Origin of the sequence: Actinoplanes rectilineatus (assembly GCF_000962825.1) — a bacterium.
Taxonomy (GTDB): Bacteria; Actinomycetota; Actinomycetes; order Mycobacteriales; family Micromonosporaceae; genus Actinoplanes; species Actinoplanes rectilineatus.
This window is the reverse complement of record NZ_JZKF01000015.1, coordinates 122697-146551: the sequence shown is the minus strand read 5'-3', so window position 1 is coordinate 146551 and position 23855 is coordinate 122697. Positions and strand designations below refer to the sequence as shown.

Here is a 23855-nt window from a genome sequence, read left to right as displayed (position 1 = left end):
GGAAACCCCGGACACACCGGGGGGGGTGCCCAGCCCGACCGGGGGGCCGCGCGGGGGGGGAGCCCAGCCGGGCCAGGGGGCCGCCCGGGGGGGGGGGGGGGGTGGGTGGCCAGACGGAACCGGGCCGCGGTGCCGGGCGGTAGACCGGCAGCGCCGCCCCGGATGATCCGGGGCGGCGCCGAAGGTAGATGCCGGTGTGCAGGTCGCCTCGCGGCGAAAGGCTCAACACGGCTCCAGCCGAACTGGTATTCCGTGCAGGCGAAGGGTGAGGCCCGGGGACACTGGGCACACCGGCATCTGTTCACAACTGTCGGTAGGCCACCGGGATTCCGGCAGTCATCGTGACGTGAATCACATCAGCACCATGGTGATCGTCTCCGGGCCGGACCGAGCGGACGGACACCGGGGACACGCCGGTACGCTCGGGTGCATGAAAGGGCTGTGGACCCCGGCCTGGCTGGCCCGTCACCTGCTCGCGGTGATCCTGACGGTGGGCTGCCTGCTTCTCGGCTGGTGGCAGTTCAGCCGCGCCTCCTCGGGCAATGCGGTCTCCTGGGGCTACATGCTCCAGTGGCCGGCCTTCGGCGGATTCGTGATCTTCATCTGGTGGCGTGAGGTGCAGCTCGCCCGCCACAAGGTCAGCGGCGTGGTCGAGGAGCCGGTGGCGGAGACGCCCACGCCGGCCACCGCCGACCGCACGCCCGGCGCGCCGGTCACGCTGGGACGCCCGGTCCGGGTCGCCGCCCGGACGGCCACTCCCGCGGCCGACGATCCCGAGCTGACCGCGTACAACGACTATCTCGCCTGGTTGGCGGCCCACCCCGGCGCCCGCCCGGCCGACTATCCCGGTCGCATCCCCCAATAGCCGTTTCACCGGCAGATATCGAGAAGGAGCCGTTCGCCGTGCAGGGAGCCCTCACCCGTTACCGGACCATTGCCTGGATCGTCGGCGTCGTCCTGATTCTTCTCGTGGTGATCGGCATGCCGCTGAAGTACATCGGCGGCAACCCGGTCGTCGTCGAGACGGTCGGCCCGTTCCACGGCTTCCTCTACATGGTCTACCTGGTGCTGACCTTCGATCTGGCGCGCCGGGCGAAGTGGGCCTTCCCCCGCATGATCCTGGTGATGCTGGCCGGCACGATTCCGTTCTTCTCGTTCTGGGCCGAGCGCCGGGTCACCAAGAGCTGGATCGTTCACTCGCTGGAACCGGCACTGAGCGAATAGTGTTACCGGCGGGCGGCTTTAACGCTTAGCGGTGATCAAATGACTGCGCGTTATCAGGATTAACCACACAAGTCCGGCTAATGGTAGAAACCCGGCCCCCGGGCCTTGATTTCTTTTCCCGCCTCGATAAGTTAATGCGGTTGGTCCGGTCCGCAGCCACAAACCCTCGGTGGCACCGGCCAGCGCCGCCGAATCACGTGCGGCTCCCGGCGCCCTCCCCGTGGGCGCCGTTTGCCGTGAAAAGCGAGCCGGGGAACCACTACGTGGGGTGAATCCGCGCAAGCGGTAGGGCTACTTCTTCCAGCCCGAATCCGTCAGCTAACCCGGTAGGCGGCCAAGCGGAAGAAAGGCCCCTTACCAGTGCCACACCCCCGAACCGGGCTCCGGGCGCTCGTGGTCGCGTTGACCGCGTTCGCCGTCGCCGCGTCCGGCGCCACGGCCGCACAGGCGGCTCCCTCCGCGTCTGAGCTCAAGAAGAAGATCAAGACGGCCGAGGAGAAGCTCGAGGACGTCACCGAGTCGTACAACGCGATGCGGATCGACCTCAAGGACACCAAGGCGGAGGCGAAGAAGCTCAAGGAGTCGCTGAAGCCCACGGAGGTCGCGCTGGCCTCGGCGACCGCCAAGGTTCAGACGATCGCCTCCACGTCCTACATCCAGGGCCGGGTCGGCGCGGTCAACGTGCTGCTCGGCGGCGGCAAGGACGACATGCTCGAGAAGATGGCCTATCTCGAGCAGATCTCCCAGGCGAACCAGGCGGACATCAACGCGTTCACCCAGACCACGCAGACGTACGCCGAGAAGCAGACGGCCCTCAAGGCCACCGAGACCAAGCAGGCCGCTCAGGTCAAGGAACTGGCCGACCGCAAGGAGAAGATCGAGGGCGACCTCGAGGACCTCTACGACATGCGCGAGACGGTCTACGGCTCCCCCACCGAGGGCGGCAGCGGCGGCTACACCGGCACGATCCCGACCATCGCGGGTTCGGCCGGCACCGCGGTCACCTTCGCGTTCAACCAGATCGGCAAGCCGTACGGCTTCGGTGACGCCGGTCCGGACTCGTACGACTGCTCCGGTCTCACCTCGGCCGCGTGGGCCAAGGCCGGCAAGTCGCTGCCGCACAACGCGGCCGCGCAATACAGCGCCACCGCCCGGATCAGCAAGGCCGATCTGAAGCCCGGTGACCTGGTCTTCTACCGGTCCAACGCGCACGTCGCGATCTACGTCGGCGGCGGCATGATCATCGACGCGCCGTCGGCGGGCCGGGACGTGCTGCACCGCACGATCAACATCATGACCCCGAACGGCTACGGCCGGGTCAAGTAACACCCGCGTACGACAGAAGGCCGGTACCCCTCGCGGGGTACCGGCCTTCTTCGTCGTGGTGGCGGTGTCGTCAGGTGGTCTGCCGCTCTCAGTCCGGCCGGCTCACTCCGCCGCCGCGCGGCCAAGCCGGCTCACGGGGAGCCGGCCGGCCGGTCTCAGGCGGCCTGCAGGCCCTCGGCCCGGGCCAGCTCACGCAGCCGGCCGAGCGCCTGGATCTCCAGCTGACGGATCCGCTCGCGGCTCAGCGAGAAGCGCGAGGCGACCTCGGTCAGCGAGTGCTCCCGGCCGTCCTCGAGCCCGTAGCGGGCCCGCATGATGCCGGCGGAGCGGTCGTCCAGGTGGTTGAGAAGGCCCTCGATGCGCTGGCGCTCCAGGGCGCTCAGCACGATCTCCTCGGGCGACGGGGCATCGCTGTCGGCGACCAGGTCGCCGAGGTTGGTGTCGCCGTCGTCGCCGACCGGGGTGTCCAGCGAGACGGTGTCCTGAGCCCAGCGGGTGAGCTCGTTGACGCGCTCGACGGTCACGCCCAGGGCCGCGGCGATCTGCTCGGGCTCCGGGTCGCCGCCGAGCTCACGGACGAGCTGACGGGTGACGTTACGCATCCGGTTGACGTCTTCGACCAGGTGCACGGGGAGGCGGACGGTCCGCTCCTGCTGGGCGATGGCCCGGGAGATCGCCTGGCGGACCCACCAGGTGGCGTACGTCGAGAACTTGTAACCACGCTCGTAGTCGAACTTCTCGACGGCCCGCACCAGGCCGGTGTTGCCCTCCTGGATGAGGTCGAGCATCGGCATGCCGGACCGCACGTAACGCCGGGCGATCGACACGACCAGGCGGAGGTTGGCTCGGATGAACAGGTCTTTCGCGCGCTGGCCCTCGGTCACGAGCCGTTCCAGCTCTTCCCGGCTCACGCCGCGCCGCGTCTCGCCGCTCTCGAGCAGGTGCTCGGCGAAGAGTCCCGCCTCGATGGCCTTGGAGAGTTCGACCTCTCGTGCGGCGTCCAACAGCGGCGTCCGGGAGATCTCGTGCAGGTAGACTCCGACGAGGTCGCGTTCTTCGGCGACCTGGTCGGTACGCATCACGGTGTTCTTCTCCACGTTGCCCACGGTCCCCTCATTGCCGTCACTAACCCTGTTACGGGCATTACCTGCGTCCATCAGCCCTCTCCCGTAACGTCCGCAGCTCGTGCATTGCGGTTGCTGACATCTACGTAACAAATTGCTGCTCGCACTGATTCCGGCTGGTGGATCGAAAGTGTCACGAATGCCTGGGTGTCACCTGAGAACCCCGTGCGCGGTACCTGAGTGCGATCGTTGGATGTCCATCACGTCGATAGCCGGATACCCCTCGCGCGACTCATAACACCATCGGCCTCCAGTCGTCACAGCGACGGGCATCACCTTGGGCCTCGCGACGTCCGTCACCCCGGAGTACGGGATTAACGCCTCCGGGGTTCATGTGCAGCATCGGCCGAGCCTCGACGAGCTTGAAACAATCAGCCGCCGGAAAGATCTCCCACCGGTGGCGGACCGGACCATCGGCCACAATGCGCCACGCCGCGCCGCAGTTCACTCGCCCACTCGGGTGACATCCCCGAAGCCGGAGACATTCCCAGGTGACGGCCGGTTCGACCCCATCCGTGAGGAAGAGCACACACCCGTACGGGTGACCACGACCGGTCAGAGCACCTCGGCGAGCTGCCAGCTGAGGGCGGCGAAACCGGCGAGCAGCGGGGCCGCGGCCAGCAGCAGGGTCCGGGCGCGGACCAGCGGGAACCGCTGCGCCGGCACCGTCACCGGGACCGGCGCCACCCGGGCGTGGGCGGCCAGCGCGGCCCGGATCGCGGCGTTGACCTGGTCCGGGGTGCCGTTCGCGTCGATCACCACGAAACCACGGTGCTCCGGCAGCGAGCGGTACGCCGCCACCGCCGCCCGCAGATAGGCCATCGTCTCGTGGTCGTACCCCCGGCGCTCGATCCGCTCGTAGGCGACCTCGGGGTCGACGGACAGGTAGAACGTCAGGTCCGGGGCGGGGAACAGCCGGTACGCCAGACGCGCCCGCCGCTCCGCCCGCGGGTGGGCGCCCCGGGCCCGCAGACTCGCGAACTGGCAGGCGGCGTACCGGTCGAGCACCGTGATCCGGCCCGGACTGACCATCCGGACCAGCAGGGTGCGCAGGATGGCGAACCAGCGCAGCACCGACTCGACACCGAGCATCGCCCGCCGGCCGATCAGGTCCTCCGCGTCGGCCCGGCCGTGGGCGTCGGCCTTGCCGAGGACCGCGGCGAGACGGCCGACCCAGCGCCGTCCCCCGGCGTTGCGGCGGTACTCGGCGGGCAGCCCGGTGGCGGCGAGCTCGTCGGCGAGACGGTGCGCCTGGGTGGTCTTGCCGGAGCCGTCGATGCCGACGAGGGCGATGGAGCGTACGCCGGCGTGTACCGGGGGTGACTGCGCGAGGAGAGCCATACCAACTGACGGTAGCCCGGGTGTGCACGTTGCGTTCCCCGTCACCGTGCCCCTCCCACGTACCAGAATGGCCCGCGGGGGTTCAAGGTGTCGCCACTCCGGGTAGTCGTTCACAGATCGGTTCGGGACAGGAGGTCGCCATGCCACACCGTGTGGACGAAGGATTGGCCGTCACTTTGAAGCGCGTCGCTTCGACGCTCAAGGGTGCGGACATACCCTTCGCCTTGGGCGGGAGTTTCGCCGTCTACGCCCGCGGCGGGTACTCCAGTGATCACGACGTGGACTTCCTGATCCGGGAGCAGGACAAGGACCGGGCGTTGCAGGAGCTCGCCGCGGTCGGTTTCGAGACCGAGCAGCCGCCGGAGGACTGGCTGGTCAAGGTCTACGACGAGGGCCGGATGGCCGACCTGATCTACCGCCCGGTGGAGTCGCCGGTCACCGACGAGACGCTTCAGGACACCGAGCAGATCTCGGTCGAGGCGATCTACATGCCGGTGCTCTCCGCCACCCGGTTGATGGTGCACAAGCTGCTCAGTTACAGCCAGCACTACTGCGATTTCGCCACCGGGCTTCCGGTCGCCCGTTCCCTGCGTGAGCAGATCGACTGGGAGAGGGTCCGCAGCGAGACCAGCGCGTCGCCGTACGCCGAGGCCTTCTTCGTGCTTCTCGACCGCCTCGACGTCGTGCCCCATCCGGACCAGCCAGCACTGAGGGTAGGGGGTTGAGATGACCAGTCAGATCGATCTGGAGGCCGAGATCCAGCGGCTGCTCACCGAGCACGACCGGATCGCCGAGCAGGGGATCACCGTGCACCGCCGGGAGAACGCGGTGGTGCTGGGCGGCGAGGTGGAGAGCGCGCAGCGCCGCGACGAGATCTGCCGCCAGATCACCGCGCGGTACCCGGAGATCGAGATCACCTGTGACATCGGCATCACCCGGGCACAGGCACCGAGCGAGGTGGAGGAGATTTCATGATCAGGATCGCCGCCGTGGGGGACGTCCACGTCGACAAGGACGTGGTGGGCCGGTACCGGCCGGCCCTGGAGGAGCTCCCGGACCGCGCCGACGCGTTGCTGGTCGCCGGCGACCTGACCCGGCACGGCACGGTCGAGGAGGCCCGCTGCTTCGCCGAGGAGTTCGGCGGCCTGTCGGTGCCGGTGGTCGTGGTGCTCGGCAACCACGACCATCAGAGCGACCTGCAGGACGACGTGACGAGCGTGCTGACCGACACCGGCATCACCGTGCTGGAGTGCTCGGCGACCGTCCTCGAGATCAACGGACACCGGCTCGGCATCGCCGGCGCCAAGGGGTTCGGCGGCGGATTCGCCGGCGCCTGCGCGAGCAACTTCGGCGAACGCGAGATGAAGGACTTCGTCGGTCACACCGAGGAGATCGCCGGCCGGCTCGGCGAGGCGCTGCGCTCGGTCGAGGCGGACGCCCTGGTGGCGCTGACCCACTACGCCCCGATTCCGGAGACCCTGGCCGGCGAGCCGCTGGAGATCTACGCCTTCCTCGGCTGCTATCAGCTCGGACAGGCGATCGACACGGCGCCGACCTCACTCGCCCTGCACGGGCACGCGCACCACGGTTCGGAACGCGGCCGGACGCCCGGCGGGGTGCCGGTCCGCAACGTCGCGCACCCGGTGATCAAACAGGCCTACAACGTGTACCAGTTGCTGTCGGAGAGTGTCGACGCCGATCTGGTGTCCGTATAGGTTTCCGGATTCCGGCGCCCGGGTAATCGATCGACATGGACCTACTGCTCTGGATTCTCGCCGTAATCCTCGTGGTCGCCGGCATCCTCGCGCTGTTCCGGCGGCAGATCCTCTGGGGGGTCGTGCTGATCATCGTCGGCCTGCTCGTCGGTCCCGGCGGCGTCAGCATCTTCACCTGATCGGCGCTTTGCTCGAGCGCCGGCGAACCATCCCGACGACCCGGGGAACCGGGGTCGCCGCCGACCCGTCCGATGCGGACGGGACGACGGTGGCCCCGGTTCTCTTTGGGGTCCACCGCACACCGGGTGCGTTGTCCGGCCGCTGATTTCTGACTCAATCCCCGCGAACGTACGACGAAAATTCGCGAGGTTGACAGTGACCAACGTCCACCACTTCGCCTACGGAGCCTTCAACCCGGTCGCCGCGTACCTGCTGGCGTTCCTCGGGTCGCTCCTCGGGCTGCTCTGCACCGGCCGGGCCCGGGAGGCGCGCAGTCGCGGGCGTCGGAACCGGTGGCTGGTCATCGCCGCGTTCGCCATCGGTGGCGGCGGCATCTGGCTGATGCACTTCTCCGCCATGCTCGGCTTCGAGGTGCCGGACAGCCCGGTGCGCTACGACCTGCCGCTCACCCTGATCAGCCTGGTCCTCTCGGTGCTGACCGTCGGGATAGGGCTGCTGGTGGTCGGGCACGGCGAACGGAGCACCACCAAGACCCTGGCCGCCGGGCTGCTCACCGGCGGCGGCGTCATCGCCATGCACTACACCGGCATGGAGGGGATGCGGCTGCCCGGCACGGTCCACTACTCGCCGGTCCTGGTGGTCGCCTCGGCACTGATCGCGGTGGCGGCCAGCACGGTGGCGCTGTGGTGCGCGACCTCGGTGAGCGGCTGGTTGCGGGTCACCGCCGCGGCCGCGGTGATGGCGGTCGCGGTCTGCGGCATGCACTACACCGGCATGGCCGCCATGTCGATCGAGCTGGACCCGGCGTCGCCCGCGGTCGGCGGGATCCGGCCCTTCACCATGATCGTGCCGATCACCCTGATCACCGCGGCGGTGATCGTCGGCGTGGCGCTGAGCGCCCTGCAGGCGATGACCGACGAGGAGTTCAGCGACGGCGCCGGCACCCTGGCGCTCGGGGCCGGCAGCGCCGCATCCGGCAAGCCGGCCGAACCCTGGACGCTGAAGCAGAACACCATGACCGACATCCGGCTCTCCCCCGCCGCCCGGGCCGTCGCGACCGGGCGCAGCAGCGCGCCCCGGCCGTCCCCGGCACCGCGGGCCACCCCCCGCCCGGCACCCGCCGCGCCACCGGGCGCGTCCGGCACCTGACGCGTCCCCCGGTCCGGCCGGAGATCCGGTATATCTGATGCGCATGGCGCCCCGCATCCTCCTGTCCATGCCCCTGCACGCGATCACCGAGGTGTACGGCGAGGAGGGTCTGCGGAACCGGCTCGCCCTCGAACTGGAGTCCTTCCCCGACGACCACCGCAAACAGTTGGAGGAGGCCCTCGCCCTGGCGAGCGCGCTGCACGCCGACGACCGCCGGGTCCGCGAGCCCTACATGAACCATCTGCTGCGGGTCGCCATCCGGATCATCAAGTACTACGGGATCCGTGACCCCGACGTGCTGGTCGCGGCGTTGCTGCACGACGCCGTCGAGGACCACCCCGCCGAACTGGGGGGTGTCGACGCCGGTACGCCGTACCCCCGAGCCAGTGAGACGGCGCTGGCGGAGATCGCCCGGCGTTTCAACCCACGGGTTGCCGATCTGGTCCGGTCGGTGACCAACCCGGAGTACGACCCGGATCGCGACCGCCACGAGCAGTACCGGGAGCACGTCACCGAGAAGCTGGAACGGGATCCGTGGGCCCGGATCATCAAGATCTCGGACTTCACCGACAACGGGGTGGGTGTGATCCACACGACCCTCGACAAGGCCTACCGGTCGGCCCAGAAGTACCGCCCGCTGGTTCCGAAGCTCCGTGAGCTGGTCGGCCGTCCGGACACTCCGCTCTCCACCCAGGCCAAGGAACACATCCTCGATCAGCTCGACCTCGCCGAGGAGCGCTTCGCGGCCATCCTGGACTGATCGGCCGGAACCGCCGCCTACGCTGGGCTGCATGCCCTCCACTGACGCCTGGTGGCGCGACGCCGTCATCTACCAGATCTACCCCCGCTCCTTCGCCGACGGCGACGGCGACGGCATGGGCGACCTGCCCGGCATCACCGCCCGCCTGCCGCAGCTGCGCCGGCTCGGCGTCGACGCGGTCTGGCTGTCACCGTTCTATCCCAGCCCGCAGCACGACGCCGGGTACGACGTGGCCGACTACCGTGGCGTCGACCCGCGGTTCGGCAGTCTCGGCGACGCCGACAAGATGATCACCACCGCGCACGAGCTGGGCCTGCGGGTGATCGTCGACCTGGTGCCCAACCACACCTCGAGCGAGCACGTCTGGTTCCAGGCGGCACTGAAGGCCGGCGCGGGCAGCCCGGAACGGGATCGCTACATCTTCCGCGAGGGCAAGGGCGACGCCGGTGAGCTGCCGCCCAACTCGTGGCAGAGCGTCTTCGGCGGCCCGGCCTGGGAACGGCTCCCCGACGGCCAGTGGTACCTGCACCTGTTCGACGTCTCCCAGCCCGACCTGAACTGGGACCACCCCGAGGTCCGCGCCGAGTTCCTGGACATCCTGCGGTTCTGGCTGGACCGGGGTGTGGACGGGTTCCGGGTCGACGTCGCGCACGGGCTGATCAAGGACGCCGAGCTGACCGACTGGACCGCCCCCTCGGTGATCCTGGGCGGACTGGCGCCGGCCGGCCCGCCGCCGCCCATGTGGGACCAGGAGGGCGTGCACGAGATCTACCGCGAGTGGCGGGCCGTGCTCGACGGGTACGACGGCGGCCGCATCCTGGTCGCCGAGGCCTGGGTGCAGCCCGAGGAACGCCTCGCCCGGTACGTGCGACCGGACGAGATGCACCAGGCGTTCAACTTCCCCTACCTGGACGCGCCGTGGAAGCCGGCCGAGCTGCGCGAGGTGATCGACTCGTCGCTCGCCGCCAACGCCACGGTCGGTGCCACCACCACGTGGGTGCTCTCCAACCACGACGTGGTGCGGCACGCCTCACGGCTCGGTTTCCCGGCCGGTGAGCCCCGCAAGCCGGGCATCGGCATCGGCGACCCGCAGCCGGACATCGCCCTCGGCCTGCGCCGGGCCCGTGCCGCCACGCTGCTGATGCTGGGCCTGCCCGGATCGGCCTACCTCTACCAGGGCGAGGAGCTGGGGCTTCCGGAGCACACCGAGCTGCCCGACGAGTACCGCGAGGACCCGGCCTGGGAACGCTCCGGGCACGCCGAGCGGGGCCGCGACGGCTGCCGGGTGCCGATCCCGTGGGAGGCCGACGCCCCGTCGTACGGGTTCGGCCCGGCGGACGCCTCGTGGCTGCCACAGCCGGCCGTCTGGGCCGAGTACGCGCTGGACCGCCAGGTGGACGTGCCCGGATCGACGTACGAGCTGTACCGCTCGGCGCTGGAGACCCGCCGCGGGCACGGCCTGGGCACCGGCTCGCTGACCTGGCTGGACGCCGGCGGGCAGACCCTGTCGTTCCGCAACGGCGACGTCGTCGTACTGGCCAACTTCGGCGACGCGCCGGCCGCGCTACCGTCCGGTGCCCGGGTCCTGCTGAGCAGCGAACCCCTCGACGCCGACGGGCGGGTGCCCACCGACGTCACCGTCTGGGCCCTGCTCTGACGTCTGCGACGCTGCCTGCAGCAGGGCGGTGTGCGTGTCGGCCATGTCCGCCGCCACCGTCCTGCTGGCCAGCCAGTACATGATCCCGGTCGGGATGAAGAAGACCTGGAAGGCGGCCAGCCCGACCGCGTAGTTCAGCGGCGGCGGGAACGCCCCGGACAGCCCCCGGAACGCCACGCCGACCAGCACGTTGCCGCCGGCCCGGCCCACCCCGTTGATCAGGTTGCCGAGGCTGTAGACCGTTCCCCGATGCTGCGGCGGGTTCACGTCGGCGATCATCGCGAACCAGTTCGGCGAGTTCGCCGACGTCAGCATCAACGCGAAGACCGCGGTGACCAGGGACAGCCCGACGGTCGGCTCGGTGACCACGTTCACCAGCACGCCCCGGACCACCGCACCGGTGCCGGCCCCGTCCGCCACGGTGATCTCCATCGGCACGAAGAACAGGACCACGTAGAAGGGCACGGCCGCGAGGACACCCACGGCCGCGACCAGGGCACGCCCTCGTGGGGTACGCCGTTGCAGACGGTCCCCGACCATGCCACCGACGATCGACAGCGCCGCCCCCAGCTGGAACAGCGTGGCGAACACGCTGCCGATCAGCACCGCGGTGCCGGCGGAGTAACCCTGGTCCTCGGCGCGGGCCCGGAACAGGATCGGCAGCCACACCAGCGACCCGAAGGCGATCTGCGCGGTGCCGCCCTGCAGGATCAGCCACACGTTCGTCCGGCGCCGCAGGATCACCGGCAGGTCCTGGTGGTGGATCCGCTCGTCGTACTCCACACCGGCCAGTTCGGGCTGGCTGTCCCCGCGCGGCACGTTGTACGTCAGCAGGTAGGCCACCATCGCCACCAGACCGGCCACCGCGGTGATCAGGAACGGCCGCCGCCAGTCCGCGTGCCCGAGCAGGCCGCCGACGAGCGTCCCGGCGAGCGTGCCGACACCCTGCGACAGCCCCCAGAAGCTCATCACCAGGCCGCGCCGCTTCGGCGAGATGAGGTCGCTGACCACAGCGAAACTGACCGATGCCACCGCGCCGAGCCCGAACGCCGCGACGATCTGGGCGGCGAGGAAGGCGGGGTAGGACCCGGCGAGGCCACTGCCACCGGTGCCGAGAACCCAGATCAGGGTGCCCGCCACGAGGACCGGCTTGCGGTCGGTGCGATCCCCGAGGTACGCGAAACCGATCGCGGCCACCGCGCTGATCAGGAACATGACCGTCGTGGCCAGCGCGATGTGCGCCTCGGTGACCGCCAGCTCGGCGCCGATGCTGCCGTAGAGCGGCGGCACGATCCCGATGGCGACGTTGTCGAGGGCGGCCAGCACGACGAACACGACCACGCTGTACGCGCGGTGCACGGTCCCGCCCCTGTCCATCACGCGCTAGAGGCTATCCGCTTCCCTGGTCAGGGGCGCGGGTAGGAGTGCGGCGACGGGAGGGCACGGGTGACCACGTCGCGGGTGCGGACCGGACGGCCGGACAGTGGGCGAGGTCGATGTGAACGGATGACGGCGCCACCCCCGCAAGGGCGACGCCGTCATCGTCGGAAACGGCCGGTCAGCGAACCCGGTCGATCACCGCGTTCTGGGCGGCCGCGTACTGCTCACGGATGAGCGGGACGGGCGCGTCCTCGTACACCTCGGGGGTCTCGGCCGACCACGCGGGCGGCGTGTCCCCACCCAGCGCGACCCAGGCGGCCTGCCGGGCCGCACCGTCGGCGACATACTCGCCGGGCGGCGGGACCAGGACCGGCTTGCCGAAGAGCGCGGGTGCGATGCGGCGGACCGCCTCGCTGCGCGCGCCACCGCCGACCAGCACGATCCGGTTGGCCACCGCCCCCTGGACGACCAATGCGTCCAGGCCGTCGGCGAGGGCGCAGAGCATGCCCTCCACGGCGGCCCGAGCCAGGTGGGCCGGGTCCGAGGTCTTGAGCGTGAGCCCGTGGATCGCACCGGTGGCGTCCGGCCGGTTGGGCGTGCGTTCGCCCTCCAGGTAGGGCACCAGGACCAGGCCGTCGGCGCCCGCCGGAGCGGACAGCGCCAGCGTCGACAGCTCGTCGTGCGAGACGCCGAGCAGCTTGGCCGCCGCGTCGAGCACCCGGGCCGCGTTCAGCGTCACCACGATCGGCAGGAACCGGCCGGTGGTGTCGGCGAACCCGGCCACCGTGCCGCTGCCGTCGACCGGCGCGACCGCCGAGGAGGCGAAGACCGTGCCGGACGTGCCGATCGAGACGATCAGGTCGCCGGGCACCGCTCCGGTGCCGAGCGCCGCCGCCGCGTTGTCACCCGCGCCGGGCCCCAGCGGGGCGCCGTTCGGAAGACGCCCGGCGATGCCGGTCGGTGCCAGCACCTCGGGTACGCGGATGCGCCGCCCGAATCCGAGTTCGAGCAGGTCGAGACGGTACTCGTTGGTCTTGGCCGACCAGTAGAGCGTCCCGCTGGCGTCACTGCGGTCGGTCTTGATGTCCGCGATGTCGGTGGACCCGGAGAGTTTCCAGGTCAGCCAGTCGTGCGGCAGGCAGACCAGGGCGACGCGGGCGGCGTTCTCCGGCTCGTTGCGGGCCAGCCAGCGCAGCTTGGTCAGCGTGAAGCTGGCGACCGGCACGATGCCGACCGCTTCCGCCCACTTGTCGCCGCCGCCGAGCTCCTCGATCAGGTCGGCGGCCGCGCCGGCGCTGCGGGTGTCGTTCCACAGCAGCGCCGGGCGGACCACGTCACCGTTCTCGTCCAGCACGACCATGCCGTGCTGCTGGCCGGCGATCGAGGCGGCGACGACGTCGTCCAGACCGCCCGCCTCCTCGATCGCCTGCTGCAGCGCGGCCCACCAGGCGTCCGGATGCACCTCGGTGCCATCCGGGTGGCTCGCCCGTCCCTGCCGGACCAGCTTGCCGGTCTCGGCGTCGCGGATCACGACCTTGCAGGACTGGGTGGAGCTGTCGATCCCGGCAACAAGCGCCATGTTTAGCGAGCTCCGAGCAGGTGGTCGATCGCGAGCTGGTTGAGCTTGACGAAGCCGAAGCCCTTGGCACCGACGGCGTCGGCGTCGTAGTCCTCGAACGCGGTGCGGTCGGCCAGCAGGTCCGAGTAGCTCTCGCCCGGGTTCAGGGTCGGGGTCTTGAGCTCGGCGACCTTGCTGGCGGCGAGCGCCTCCTGCACCTCGGGGTCGGCGCGGAACGCCTTGGCCCGCTCCTTGAGCAGCAGGTACATCCGGATGTTGGCCGCGGCCGACTCCCAGACGCCGTCGAAGTCCTCGGTGCGCGACGGCTTGTAGTCGAAGTGACGCGGGCCGTCGTAGACCGGGCCGCCGTCCGGGCCGTTCTCCAGGAGGTCGACCAGGGAGAACGCGTTGAGCAGGTCACCGTGGCCGAAGACCAGGTCCTGGTCGAACTTCGGGCCGTGCTGGCCGTTCAGGTCGATGTGGAAGAGCTTCTTGTGCCACAGCGCCTGGGCGATGCCCTGGGTGAAGTTGAGGTTCGACATCTGCTCGTGGCCCGTCTCCGGGTTGATGCCGAACAGCTCGGGACGCTCCAGCTCCTGCACGAACGCGATGGCGTGGCCGGCGGTCGGGAGCAGGATGTCGCCGCGGGGCTCGTTCGGCTTCGGCTCGATGGCGAAGCGCAGGCCGTAGCCCTTGTCCTCGGAGTACTGCGCGAGGAGGTTGAGGGCCTCACGGTAGCGGTCGAGGGCGGCGCCGACGTCCTTGGCCGAGTCGTACTCGGCGCCCTCGCGGCCGCCCCACAGCACCAGGGTCTTGGCGCCCAGCTCGGCACCGAGGTCCATCTGGCGCAGCACCTTGCGGATCGCGTAGCGCCGCACGGAACGGTCGTTGCTGGTGAAGCCGCCGTCCTTGAACACCGGGTGGGTGAACAGGTTGGTGGTCACCATCGGGACGATGAGACCGGTCTCGTCGAGGGCCTTCTTGAACCCGGCGATGATGCCGTCGCGGGTCTGCGCGTCGGCGCCGAAGGGCACGAGGTCGTCGTCGTGGAAGGTGATGCCGTACGCGCCGACCTCGGCGAGCTTGTGCACGGCCTCCACCGGGTCGAGGGCGGGACGCGTGGCGTCACCGAACGCGTCACGGGCCTGCCAGCCGACGGTCCAGAGACCGAAGGAGAACTTGTCATCACGTGTGGCCTGCAGCGACACGGTTACCTCCGGGAAACGCAGTGGATTTGTTTATTGGTTGAATTATTTGGCGGGGATGTGGCACTGTCAAGGGCGTGAGGGCCCGCCTGTCCACTCGTTCCAGCGCCCCCGTCCGGCAGTCGAGCGTTCGAGCCCATAATCTCGCGCTGGTCCTGCACACCGTGGCAAACAACGCAGATCGGCCGTCCCGGGCCGCCGTCGCCGCCACCACCGGCCTGACCAGGGCCACCGTCTCGGCGCTGGTCGACGATCTGATCGCGGGCGGACTGCTGACCGAGGTCGGCCCGGCGCCGCGCACAGGCGCCGGACGCCCCGCGGTGGGCCTCGTCCTCGGCGACACCCCGGCCGCCCTCGGCCTGGAGATCAACGTCGACTACCTGGCCGCCTGCGTGGTCGACCTGACCGGCGCGGTCCGGCAACGCTTCGTCGAACGCGCCGACCAGCGGCCCGCCGACCCCGGCCAGGCGCTCACCGCGCTCGGCGGGCTCGCCGCCCGGGCCCGGGCCGGCGCCGAGGCCGACGGCCTGATCCTGGCCGGCGCCGCGCTCGCCGTGCCCGGCCTGGTCACCGAGGACGGACTGGTCCGGGTCGCCCCCAACCTCGGCTGGCAGGACGTCGACGCCCCGGCGCTGCTGCGCGGCGCCCCGGCACTGGCCGACCTGCCGATCGCGGTGGACAACGAGGCCAACCTGGCAGCCCTCGGCGAGCTGCGGGTGACCGGCGGCGACCCCACCTTCCTGTACGTCTCCGGCGAGGTCGGCATCGGCGCGGGCCTGGTCCTCGGCGGCGAGCTGTACCGCGGGGTACGCGGCTGGAGCGGCGAGATCGGGCACCTCACCGTCTTCCCGGACGGCCGGCTCTGCCGGTGCGGCGCCCGCGGCTGCCTCGAGCAGTACGCGGGACAGGAGGCACTCGCCGACGACGAGCAGCTGGCCGCGTCCGCCCTCGGCATCGCCCTGGCCGCGGTGGTCAACCTGCTGGACGTACCGGTGATCGTGCTCGGTGGCGCCTACGCACCGGTCTTCGAGCGTCTCCGCGACGGGATCGGGACCGAACTGCGGCAGCGGGTGCTCACCGCGGGCCTCGCCCCGGCCGAACTGCGCCCGGCGGCCCTCGGAGCGGACGCGGCCATGCGCGGGGCGGCGGACGCCATCATCCGAGGGGTACGCGACGATCCGGCCGACTGGCTCCGCAGAGCGGGATGACGCCTTTTCCGCCGAAGCTGAACGCGTTCACTCGTACCCCTTAAGAAACGAAAGCAAACCGCCGGGAGTGACCCGGCACAAAAACGGCCGCCGCCCGTGAGGGCGACGGCCGTCAATGCACGGTGTGACCATTCTCTAGTTCGCGCCGGTACGGCTGCCGATCGCCTCGAAGAAGATGTCACCGATCTTGGCGGGGTCCTCGGCGATGAAGACGCCGGAGCCGGGCACCACCTTCTGGATCGTCTCGAGCTCGGCCTTGTTGACCTCGTTGCCGATGCCGATGAGCACCAGGCGGATCGGCTTCTTCGGATCCTGGATCTTCTCGAGCTCGGCGAGGAGCTTCTTCTGCGTGATCCCCGCGTTCGAGTCCTCACCGTCGGTGAAGAGGATGACCGAGTTGGCCTTGCCCGCCTGCCACTCCTGCTTCACGTAGGAGTACGAGGCGAGGATGGTGTCGTAGAGGCCGGTCCCGCCGTCCTTCACCGGGGTCAGCTGGTCGATCGAGGCGTTGAGCTCGGCCCGGCCCGAGGTCAGGGGCTGGATCGGCTCCAGTTCCTTGTACGCCTTCTTGCCGTCCAGCTCGGTGGAGAAGCGCCAGACACCGACCGCCCACTTGTCGCTGAACAGCCCGAGGCCGAACCGTGCCGCGGCCTGCGTGACCTTCGCACGGGTCGCGCCACCGGCGGTCGGCACCGCGGTGGTCATCGAGCCGGAGACGTCGAAGACCGCCAGCACCCGGCCGGGCCGCGTGGTCGCCACCCAACTACCGATCACGCGGCTGAGCGCGGCCGCGTCGGTGCCCGCACCGGCCGTGCCGCCCACGTCGCCGCCGGCCGCCGAGGCGGCGACCGCCGGGGAGGCCTGCGGTGCGCCGATCGGGGCCTGGAAGGTCGAGCCGTAGGTGCCGTCCGGCGCCCGCAGGCCCGCCGAGCCCAGCCTCTCCTTGAACACACCGTCGCTGAGCTGCGCCAACAGACCGTCCGCCGCCTCCGACTTCTGCGCCTCGGTGACCTGTGGCATCACCGCGTACGGGTAGTCGAGCGGGGCCGGGCTCGGCTCGAGGTAGGCCGCGGTGAGCCGCACCGGGGGACGCTTGGCGTTGTACGCCACCACGTCCTCCTCGGACAGCGGCGCCGCGTTCAGGCTGGTGGCGAGGTCGTCCGCGGTGTTCGAGTTCGGGAAGCGCTGCAGCAGGTCCTCCCGCAGGGCCGAGCTGTTCTGCGCCAGCGCGGTCAGTGCCTGGGCCTTCTTGCGCAGGCCGGCCTGGTCGGTGCCGGCGACCTGACTGAGCACGAGAAGGCTGGTCAGGCCGGACGCGTCCTTGGCCGGGTCGACGATGCCGACCGACAGGCTCTTGTCCGTGCCGAACTGCGCCAGCAGGGTGTCCCAGGTCATCTTCTTGTCGGGCAGGCCGAACTGCTCGGCGACCGGCTCGGGCAGGGCCAGCACGACCGGGCTCTGCGCAATCGAGGAGATCTTGGGCGGGATGAAGCCGGCGGCCTCCTTCTGCAGGCGGAGCAGCCAGGTCGAGGAGTCCGGGATCCACACGTCCGGGATCTGCACCGCGTCGGGCGCGACCCCGAGACCGGCGAGGGTCACGTTGTGCTCGCGGGAGACCGCCCCGGCGATGCTCGCCGGGTTCTCCTGGGTGACTTCGACCGCGACACAGGTGCCGGAGACCTCGGCGCCACTTCGAACCCATTGCTGCGCCGCCTGCTCGACGGCAGGGGCTATCTCGGGAGCGGCGGCGACGGTCAGCTTCACCGCTCCGGTGCAACCGGTTGCGGCGAACTGCTGATAGCCGAGCCAAGTCCCGGCAATTACGACGACTATCGCCATCGCACCCCCGACGACGCCGGCTCCCTTTGCTTTGAAATTTCTCCGATGGCGGCCAGACACGCGATCCATAGTGCGCATCTCCGAAGCTGAATGCCATATACGTTCGGCCGAAAATTACTCGGATTGGCGTTTTCCTATCCAAATAACACGCTCCGTGATCATCTTGTCTCGGTACGTGTCGGCCGCCGCCGGATTTCGCCCGCAAAGATCACGCACGGGCGCGGAGTCGGATGTCGCCTATGACCTGATCATCGGAGAGTGCCACCGGAGCAGACAGGTCGGACTGGGCTCACCGACCGGTTCGCCCTGCAATCCGGGGATACCGGTCTCCGGATCGACACGAAAGACGGTCACATTGTGTGATCTTTGATTGGCTACGTAGAGGTGATCTCCAAGAAGGGCCATGTGCCGTGGCCAGACGCCCCCGGTGGGCACCTCGGCGATCAGCGTGGCGGCCGCCCCGTCCCAGGCGAAGGCCGAGACGGTGTCCGGACCGCGGTTGGCGACATAGACGAACCGGCCGTCCCGCCCGATCAGGATCTCGGACGGATAGACCTGACCCCGCGAGGTGCTGGCCTCGACCGAACCACGGCGCTCCAGGGTCGGGCCACCGGCCGGGGCGTACCAGCCGACCGTGCCGGACAACTCGCCGGCGAGCAGCAGACCGCCACCCGCGACCCGGGTCAGGTGCCGGGGACCGGTGCCGGGCTCGGCCACCACGGCCTCGACCGGCGAACCCAGCCGTCCGGACACCGGGTCCAGCCGCGACCGCCACACCCGGTCCGAGCCGAGGTCGGAGATCAGCACATCGGCGCTGTTCGGATCCGGGACCACCTGATGGGCGTGCGGGCCGGCCTGCCGCTCGGCGTCCGGCCCGGAACCGCTCAGGGTCAGCAGGTCGCTGCGCTCCCCCGGGACACCGTCGGCGCCCAACGGGAACACCGCGACCGAGCCGGTGGCGTAGTTGGCCACCACCAGGTGCCGGCCGTCGCCGGTGACCGCCAGATGGGCGGGGTCGGAGCCGCCGGTGGACCGGGTGACCAGCGGGACCAGTGAGCAGTCGGGGGCGACCGCGAACGCGGTGACCGTGCCCTGGTCGAGTTCGTTGACGGCGTACAGGACGGGGTGGCCGGGGTGCCGGGCCAGGAACGAGGGGGACGGGGTCCGGGCGGCCAGGCCCAGGCGGGTCAGCTCCCCGGTGGACGGGTCACGGCGGGCCAGCGTGATGCCGTCGCCCTCGCCTCCCTTGTCACCGGTGTAACAGCCGACGAAGACGTACTCATCGTTCGATCCCATGCCCCGATCCTTACCACACCCGCATGGCATGTCTGGCATCTTGACCGGTACAGAGAGCCGTGGTTACTGTACCGGTACAGAAGGGAGTCGGTCATGGAACTGCCCACCGCGTACCTCTCCAGCCTCCGCGACATGAACCGTGAGGTGCTCAGCGCCCGGCCCGACGCGCCGGTCGTCCCGCACGTCGAACGCACCGCCCGCGCCCCGCGCATCCGCCTGTCCCTGTCCCGCGTCCTGCACCGCGCCGCCATCGCCGTCGCACCCTGAACCTTCCTCCACACGGTCGTGCGGCCGTCTCCCCCACCGTCCGGCGGGCGACGGCCGCACGACCCGGAGCTACGGTGAACGAATGCCCCGGGTGACACTGCAGACCATCGCCGATCAGGTCGGCGTCAGCCGGATGACCGTGTCCAACGCCTTCTCCCGGCCCGACCAGCTCTCCCCCGCCCTGCGCGAACGGATCCTCGCCACCGCACAGGACCTCGGCTACGTCGGCCCCGACCCGACCGCCCGCGCCCTCGCCAAAGGCACCACCGGCGCGGTCGGCATCCTGCTCACCGACTCGCTGCGCTACGCCTTCAACGACCTGGTCGCCGGGGTCTTCCTGACCGCCATCGCGGAGGAGCTCACCCCCACCGGCCTGGCCATCACCCTGCTCACCTCCACCGGCTCCGGCGACCTGATCCCGGCCCGGGACGTGGCGATCGACGGCGCGCTGGTCTACTCGTGCGACCCCACCTCCGAAGCGGTCTCCTGGCTGCGGCGGCGCAACCTGCCGATGGTCTTCGTCGACCAGGTGCCCGCCGACGACGTGCCCAGCGTCAACATCGCCGACAGGGAAGGCGCCCGGGCCGCCGCACGGCACCTGCTCGACCTGGGCCACCGGCGGATCGCCATCGTCACCAACGGGCAGAACGGGCCGTACGGGTTCGTCAGCGCCGCCGACCCGCACGCCGAGGGCTACGCCTCCCGCGAGCGACGCCTCGGCTGGCTCGACGAACTCCGGCCGGCCGGCATCGACCCGGTCATCGTCCGGCACCCCCTGGAGGCGACCGAGGACCTCCGGCGGGACGCCCGGACCCTGCTTGGCGGGGCGGACCGGCCGACGGCGGTGCTGTGCTTCTCGGACGTCACCGCGGTCGCGGTCCGGCAGGCCGCGGACGACCTCGGGCTGCGCGTGCCGGACGACCTGTCGCTGGTCGGCTTCGACGACGGGCCGCTGGCCACTCAGCTGCAGCCCGCCCTCACCACCGTGCGGCAGGACGTCGCGGAGAAGGGACGGGTGGCAGCCGCCGCCTTGATCGAGGCGATCCGTCAGGGACGCAACGATCCGGCCCCACAGGTACGCCTGCCGACAACCCTGGTGATCAGGGAAAGCACCGCGCCGCCGCGATGACCTCCGGCACCAGCGATCATGTTTACCTTTCGCTATACTCGGCGGGGTTGCGGCCGATGAATGGAACATCTTCCTCGTCGATGAGGTCCGCGACTGGATCGACGATCTCGACGCTGCTGCACACGAGCGCGTGGTGCAGGTGCTCGACCTGCTGGCCGAGGTCGGGCCGGGACTCGGCAGGCCGCTGGTCGACACGATTCACGGCTCGACGATCGCCAACCTCAAGGAACTTCGCCCCGGTACCGTACGCATCCTGTTCGCATTCGACCCTTGGCGCTGCAGCATCCTGCTCGTCGCCGGCGACAAGGCTGGACGTTGGAACGAGTGGTACACCGAAGCCATCCCCCTGGCCGAGCAGCGCTATGAGGTCTACTTGAAAGAACGCAGCGAGGAGGACGGCACGCCATGAGCAGCTACACGCGGTGGAGCGACATCCGCGCCGAGCATGTCGAGCGGGCCGGCGGCGAGCAAGCGGTCGAGACCGGCAAGCAGGAGCTGCTCGCCACCGTCGTCGGACACCGGCTCGCCGAGATCCGCCGCTCCCGCAACCTCACCCAGCAGCAGGTCGCGGACCGTATGGGCGTCACCAAGGGCCGCGTATCCCAGATCGAGCAGGGCAAGATCTCCGGTCAGGACGTGCTCGCTCGTTATGCCGCGGCTCTCGGCGGCCAACTGCACCAGGCGATCTATTTCGATGACGGCAACATCGCCGCCATCGCCTGACTTCACGGATCCGGCATCGACCGCAGGATCTCAGCGATCAGCAGCTCCTCGTCTGCCCGGGAACACCGCCTCGGCCGGCTCATCCTGCGGGTCAGCGGGCTGCCGTGAGGGAGCGTGCGGCCTCGAGGATTGCCGGGTCCAGGAGGAGTGGGACGGGACACTCGGTCAGGTCGAGCCACTCCGGTCTACGCGCGGTACCGGCGTTGACCCGCCGCCGGGTGACCTCGCCCCCGCGGATCAAGGGATAGCGGTCCGTCAGGCGCAGGGTTTCGAGTACTCCGGTCAGCGGGCCTTCGACGTCGATGTCCAGCAGCGCGACGGCAGTGTTCGCGAACAAGGCGGGGGCGCCGACGTCGAGCATGCGCGCGTTCGTACCCCAGAGGTGGAAGGCTTTCCGGGGTTGGCCGTAGTGCAGGCGCCATCCGTCACCGGCAATCCAGACCGGCCACCTCGTCCGGTAGTGATCGCTGACGGCGTCGGCCCAGTCTGCCGCGATTCCGAGGTCGGACAGGCAGGAGACGTGACAGAAGCCGGGAAGGACGTCGTCGCGGGCGACGGCGTAGGGCTCGACAAGCCAGTCGTGGCCGGGGAGTCCGAGCACCACCCGGTCGCAGAGCGAGCAGACACGAGGGAACCGCGCGTGGTGCACGCTCACTCCGGGAACTCTCTCAGGATCTCGGTGACGAGCAGGGGCTCCTCGTCCCGCATGGTCCTGATCAGGGGCACGTGGGGACGGACGAGATCCCGGCAGGTCTCGCCGAGGTCGCGCTCCCCGTGATGGCTCTCCCCGGAGACGGCCGAGAGCAGGATGTCCAGCATCGTCCGGCGCGTCACCCCGCTGGTGGACGGCAACGCGGCCAGGATCATCCGCGTCACCGGGACGATCGCCGAGAACAGCAACCCGCCCACCTCGAGGTCGTCGAGCAGGCCCGCACCCTCCGGGTTGCGGCCCGCCAAGAGAAGATCAAAATCTTCGGGTACGTGCCGCGGCCCACGCCCGCACACACAGTTCAGGGTCCGCCAGTCGCCGTCCGGCAGCACCCGCGTCTCGTCGACTCCCCACGACGCGATCTCGCCGCCCCCGTCGACGGCCACCAGCCGGGTGCCGGTCTCGTCGAAGCCGAGCGCCCGGATGTGACCGCCGAGCACGGCGTAGTCCGCGACCGGTGACCAGTCGCCGGTGTCCCACAGCCGGACGCTCCGGTCCTGGCCGCCGGTGGCCAGCCGCCGTCCGTCCGGGCTGAACGCGACGGCCAACACCCCGTCCAGGTGCTGCCCGAAGGTGTGGGTCTGCCCGGTCCGCAGTTCGTGGGTGTGGAGGTTCCCGTCGCCGTCCCCGAAAACAAGGTGCTCACCGGAGGGGGAGAACGCCAGCGCACCCACCCAGCGCGGGCATCGGCCGAGATCCGTGATCAGCTCCCCCGACGCGACGTCTCCGATCACCACCCGGCCGTACTGCCCGCCCGCGGCGACGAGACGCGCGTCACTGTCGAGGGCGACGGTCCGGATCGCGTTCCACGGCATGACGTCCCGGCAGTCGATCACGGTCGTCGCGTCAGGGCCGGTGACGTACAGTTTGCCGTCCTTGCCCGCGACCGCAAGGTGCGCTTTTATCGCATTTTTCACCATTTCGATGGCTCGCGCCGATGCGGGAAAGGCCTGAGGCCAGCCGGACACCGTGCCGTAGGCCCACGCCGTCACCACCTCACCGGCGGGTGTGACAACCACCGGCCCGGCGGATGATTCACCCCGGTCCTCGTCGGCGAGCACCGCCCCGGTCGCGACGTCCCGGACCAGACACCGCCGCCCGTTCTCCACCACGGCCACCACGGACCCATGGGCGCCGATGGCCGCGTGGTCCACGAACGGCACTCCGTCCAACGGATCAGCCCGCCAGGAATCGGGTCAGACGTGCCCGATGGTCTCCGATCCAGTCGCCTTCGAGGGCGATCGGGATCCGCACGGTGACCATCGAGAGGGATTCGTCGTCGACTTCGACGTCCGGGCAGTCGCGGGCGCCGTCCAGAAAGACGCGAATCGTCGGGCCGTTGTGCCTCGCCATCCAGGCGATGTCCTCGCCGGCCGCCAGCCTGTCCAGCGCCGCCGCCCATTCCTCGAACTTCGAGGGAAACAACATCAACAGGGTACGCCCGGAGACGAACATGCTACGGACAGCGATCTCCGCTTCCCAGAGCGTGGGGCTCTCCGCCGCCAGAACGGTCACGACGACCTCGTTCTCGTCGTCGGACAGACGGATCAGTTCATAGGGAAACATCGGAGATCACCAGGCAGATTTCTGTTGCTTCCGCCCAGTCGTCGGCGAAGACGGCCACCGTCACCGGGTCCGTGCTGACCGGGTAGCGGTAGGCGAAGTCGTCCCCGACCACATCACCGACCTCGACCAGGAGTTCCGGGGCAGTCAGCTCCCCGGAGAACATCCGCACGAACCCGTCCGGGGCGTCCCGCCTCGTGATGGAGACGGCGAGCCGCCCGATGTCGTGGTGCACGACGGACACAAGTAGACATCCGTCGGTGGCGGCGGTCATGGCGTGGTCGATGTCCAGCTCAGGGGTCGGGCTCCCGGACCCCACCCCTTCGATCCGCAGCACGCCCCAGGGCACCCCGCACTCGAAGGAGTCCACGTCACCGATCACGCACCGACCCTAGCCGCAGGAAGGCCGGCCAGTTCGGCGCGATCTGCTCGATGTTGTCCTCGGTCGGCGGTTCGCCCTCGTCCGCTTCCTCCTCGTGGTCCCAGAACCAGACGGTCCCGC

The 23855-nt window shown here is 70.1% G+C and carries 26 protein-coding genes and 1 riboswitch; of the genes, 15 read left to right on the top strand and 11 right to left on the bottom strand.

Translation table 11 applies throughout. From position 1 onward, the window contains the following. Positions 1-430: 430 nt before the first annotated feature. From WH85_RS14595 to WH85_RS14585, 3 genes are all read left to right on the top strand, one after another. On the top strand, positions 431-865 hold the full coding sequence (locus WH85_RS14595) for a hypothetical protein (protein ID WP_045742393.1): 435 nt from the start codon (positions 431-433) through the stop codon (positions 863-865). Positions 866-903: 38 nt separating this feature from the next. Next, positions 904-1224 carry a DUF3817 domain-containing protein gene (locus WH85_RS14590; RefSeq protein ID WP_045742364.1) on the top strand — a complete coding sequence of 107 codons (321 nt, stop codon included), beginning with the start codon at positions 904-906 and terminating at the stop codon, positions 1222-1224. A gap of 215 nt (positions 1225-1439) precedes the next feature. Continuing rightward, positions 1440-1572: riboswitch (cyclic di-AMP (ydaO/yuaA leader) on the top strand. Between the two features lie 12 nt (positions 1573-1584). Continuing rightward, entirely contained in the window at positions 1585-2550 is a 966-nt protein-coding gene (locus WH85_RS14585) for a C40 family peptidase (protein ID WP_045742363.1), read from the top strand. 155 nt (positions 2551-2705) lie between these two features. Here the strand turns inward: WH85_RS14585 and WH85_RS14580 are convergent, their stop codons facing one another. Both WH85_RS14580 and WH85_RS14575 read right to left on the bottom strand, forming a co-directional pair. Further along, positions 2706-3707: a sigma-70 family RNA polymerase sigma factor gene (locus WH85_RS14580; RefSeq protein WP_045742362.1), complete on the bottom strand. Its 1002-nt coding sequence runs from the start codon at positions 3705-3707 to the stop codon at positions 2706-2708. A 522-nt stretch (positions 3708-4229) separates the two neighbouring features. Further along, on the bottom strand, positions 4230-5015 hold the full coding sequence (locus WH85_RS14575) for a dTMP kinase (protein ID WP_045742361.1): 786 nt from the start codon (positions 5013-5015) through the stop codon (positions 4230-4232). Between the two features lie 140 nt (positions 5016-5155). Here WH85_RS14575 and WH85_RS14570 point away from each other — a divergent pair, with 140 nt between their 5' ends. From WH85_RS14570 to WH85_RS14545, 7 genes are all read left to right on the top strand, one after another. Beyond that, positions 5156-5740 carry a nucleotidyltransferase domain-containing protein gene (locus WH85_RS14570; protein ID WP_045742360.1) on the top strand — a complete coding sequence of 195 codons (585 nt, stop codon included), beginning with the start codon at positions 5156-5158 and terminating at the stop codon, positions 5738-5740. Between the two features lies 1 nt (position 5741). Then, positions 5742-5990 carry a hypothetical protein gene (locus WH85_RS14565; RefSeq protein WP_045742359.1) on the top strand — a complete coding sequence of 83 codons (249 nt, stop codon included), beginning with the start codon at positions 5742-5744 and terminating at the stop codon, positions 5988-5990. Further along, positions 5987-6730 carry a metallophosphoesterase family protein gene (locus WH85_RS14560; RefSeq protein WP_045742358.1) on the top strand — a complete coding sequence of 248 codons (744 nt, stop codon included), beginning with the start codon at positions 5987-5989 and terminating at the stop codon, positions 6728-6730. The genes WH85_RS14565 and WH85_RS14560 overlap by 4 nt, the downstream gene beginning before the upstream one ends. Positions 6731-6765: 35 nt before the next feature. After that, positions 6766-6909 (top strand): GPGG-motif small membrane protein, encoded by a 144-nt coding sequence (locus WH85_RS51590; protein ID WP_014688232.1) that lies wholly within the window; start codon positions 6766-6768, stop codon positions 6907-6909. 196 nt (positions 6910-7105) lie between these two features. Then, positions 7106-8059 (top strand): MHYT domain-containing protein, encoded by a 954-nt coding sequence (locus tag WH85_RS14555; protein WP_045742357.1) that lies wholly within the window; start codon positions 7106-7108, stop codon positions 8057-8059. 43 nt (positions 8060-8102) lie between these two features. Beyond that, complete coding sequence (locus WH85_RS14550; protein ID WP_045742356.1) at positions 8103-8819, top strand: HD domain-containing protein; 717 nt, start codon at positions 8103-8105, stop codon at positions 8817-8819. A 31-nt stretch (positions 8820-8850) separates the two neighbouring features. After that, positions 8851-10476: a glycoside hydrolase family 13 protein gene (locus tag WH85_RS14545; protein WP_045742355.1), complete on the top strand. Its 1626-nt coding sequence runs from the start codon at positions 8851-8853 to the stop codon at positions 10474-10476. Here the strand turns inward: WH85_RS14545 and WH85_RS14540 are convergent. From WH85_RS14540 to xylA, 3 genes are all read right to left on the bottom strand, one after another. Beyond that, on the bottom strand, positions 10384-11853 hold the full coding sequence (locus WH85_RS14540) for an MFS transporter (RefSeq protein WP_045742354.1): 1470 nt from the start codon (positions 11851-11853) through the stop codon (positions 10384-10386). The genes WH85_RS14545 and WH85_RS14540 overlap by 93 nt on opposite strands. A gap of 181 nt (positions 11854-12034) precedes the next feature. After that, positions 12035-13435 carry a xylulokinase gene (xylB, locus tag WH85_RS14535; RefSeq protein WP_045742353.1) on the bottom strand — a complete coding sequence of 467 codons (1401 nt, stop codon included), beginning with the start codon at positions 13433-13435 and terminating at the stop codon, positions 12035-12037. Between the two features lie 2 nt (positions 13436-13437). After that, positions 13438-14622, bottom strand: coding sequence for a xylose isomerase (gene xylA / locus WH85_RS14530; protein ID WP_045742352.1), 1185 nt, complete (start codon positions 14620-14622; stop codon positions 13438-13440). A 74-nt stretch (positions 14623-14696) separates the two neighbouring features. Between xylA and WH85_RS14525 the strand changes: the two genes are divergently transcribed. Next, positions 14697-15827, top strand: a complete 1131-nt coding sequence (locus WH85_RS14525; protein ID WP_045742351.1) for an ROK family transcriptional regulator — start codon at positions 14697-14699, stop codon at positions 15825-15827. A 135-nt stretch (positions 15828-15962) separates the two neighbouring features. Here the strand turns inward: WH85_RS14525 and WH85_RS14520 are convergent, their stop codons facing one another. Both WH85_RS14520 and WH85_RS14515 read right to left on the bottom strand, forming a co-directional pair. Then, a complete protein-coding gene (locus tag WH85_RS14520; RefSeq protein ID WP_045742350.1) occupies positions 15963-17666 on the bottom strand; it encodes a substrate-binding and VWA domain-containing protein in 1704 nt (567 codons plus the stop codon). 237 nt (positions 17667-17903) lie between these two features. Next, positions 17904-18962 (bottom strand): lactonase family protein, encoded by a 1059-nt coding sequence (locus WH85_RS14515; protein WP_045742349.1) that lies wholly within the window; start codon positions 18960-18962, stop codon positions 17904-17906. Between the two features lie 93 nt (positions 18963-19055). On the opposite strand from WH85_RS14515, the gene WH85_RS50375 reads away from it, so the two are divergent. From WH85_RS50375 to WH85_RS14500, 4 genes are all read left to right on the top strand, one after another. Next, positions 19056-19229 carry a hypothetical protein gene (locus WH85_RS50375; RefSeq protein WP_157410998.1) on the top strand — a complete coding sequence of 58 codons (174 nt, stop codon included), beginning with the start codon at positions 19056-19058 and terminating at the stop codon, positions 19227-19229. Positions 19230-19311: 82 nt separating this feature from the next. After that, positions 19312-20358 carry a LacI family DNA-binding transcriptional regulator gene (locus WH85_RS14510; protein ID WP_045742348.1) on the top strand — a complete coding sequence of 349 codons (1047 nt, stop codon included), beginning with the start codon at positions 19312-19314 and terminating at the stop codon, positions 20356-20358. 34 nt (positions 20359-20392) lie between these two features. Continuing rightward, positions 20393-20767: a type II toxin-antitoxin system RelE/ParE family toxin gene (locus tag WH85_RS14505; RefSeq protein WP_045742347.1), complete on the top strand. Its 375-nt coding sequence runs from the start codon at positions 20393-20395 to the stop codon at positions 20765-20767. Continuing rightward, positions 20764-21081 carry a helix-turn-helix domain-containing protein gene (locus tag WH85_RS14500; RefSeq protein ID WP_045742346.1) on the top strand — a complete coding sequence of 106 codons (318 nt, stop codon included), beginning with the start codon at positions 20764-20766 and terminating at the stop codon, positions 21079-21081. Before WH85_RS14505 ends, WH85_RS14500 begins: the two co-directional genes overlap by 4 nt. Positions 21082-21172: 91 nt before the next feature. Here WH85_RS14500 and WH85_RS14495 read toward each other — a convergent pair whose 3' ends face one another. Genes WH85_RS14495 through WH85_RS14480 form a run of 4 tightly spaced genes read right to left on the bottom strand, consistent with a single transcriptional unit; the run spans position 21173 to position 23735 of the window. Next, positions 21173-21736, bottom strand: coding sequence for a hypothetical protein (locus tag WH85_RS14495; protein ID WP_157410997.1), 564 nt, complete (start codon positions 21734-21736; stop codon positions 21173-21175). Further along, complete coding sequence (locus WH85_RS14490) at positions 21733-22944, bottom strand: WD40 repeat domain-containing protein (protein ID WP_157410996.1); 1212 nt, start codon at positions 22942-22944, stop codon at positions 21733-21735. The genes WH85_RS14495 and WH85_RS14490 overlap by 4 nt, the downstream gene beginning before the upstream one ends. A gap of 22 nt (positions 22945-22966) precedes the next feature. Then, complete coding sequence (locus WH85_RS14485; RefSeq protein ID WP_045742343.1) at positions 22967-23356, bottom strand: DUF5959 family protein; 390 nt, start codon at positions 23354-23356, stop codon at positions 22967-22969. Further along, a complete protein-coding gene (locus WH85_RS14480) occupies positions 23343-23735 on the bottom strand; it encodes a hypothetical protein (protein ID WP_157410994.1) in 393 nt (130 codons plus the stop codon). Before WH85_RS14480 ends, WH85_RS14485 begins: the two co-directional genes overlap by 14 nt. Positions 23736-23855: the final 120 nt, after the last annotated feature.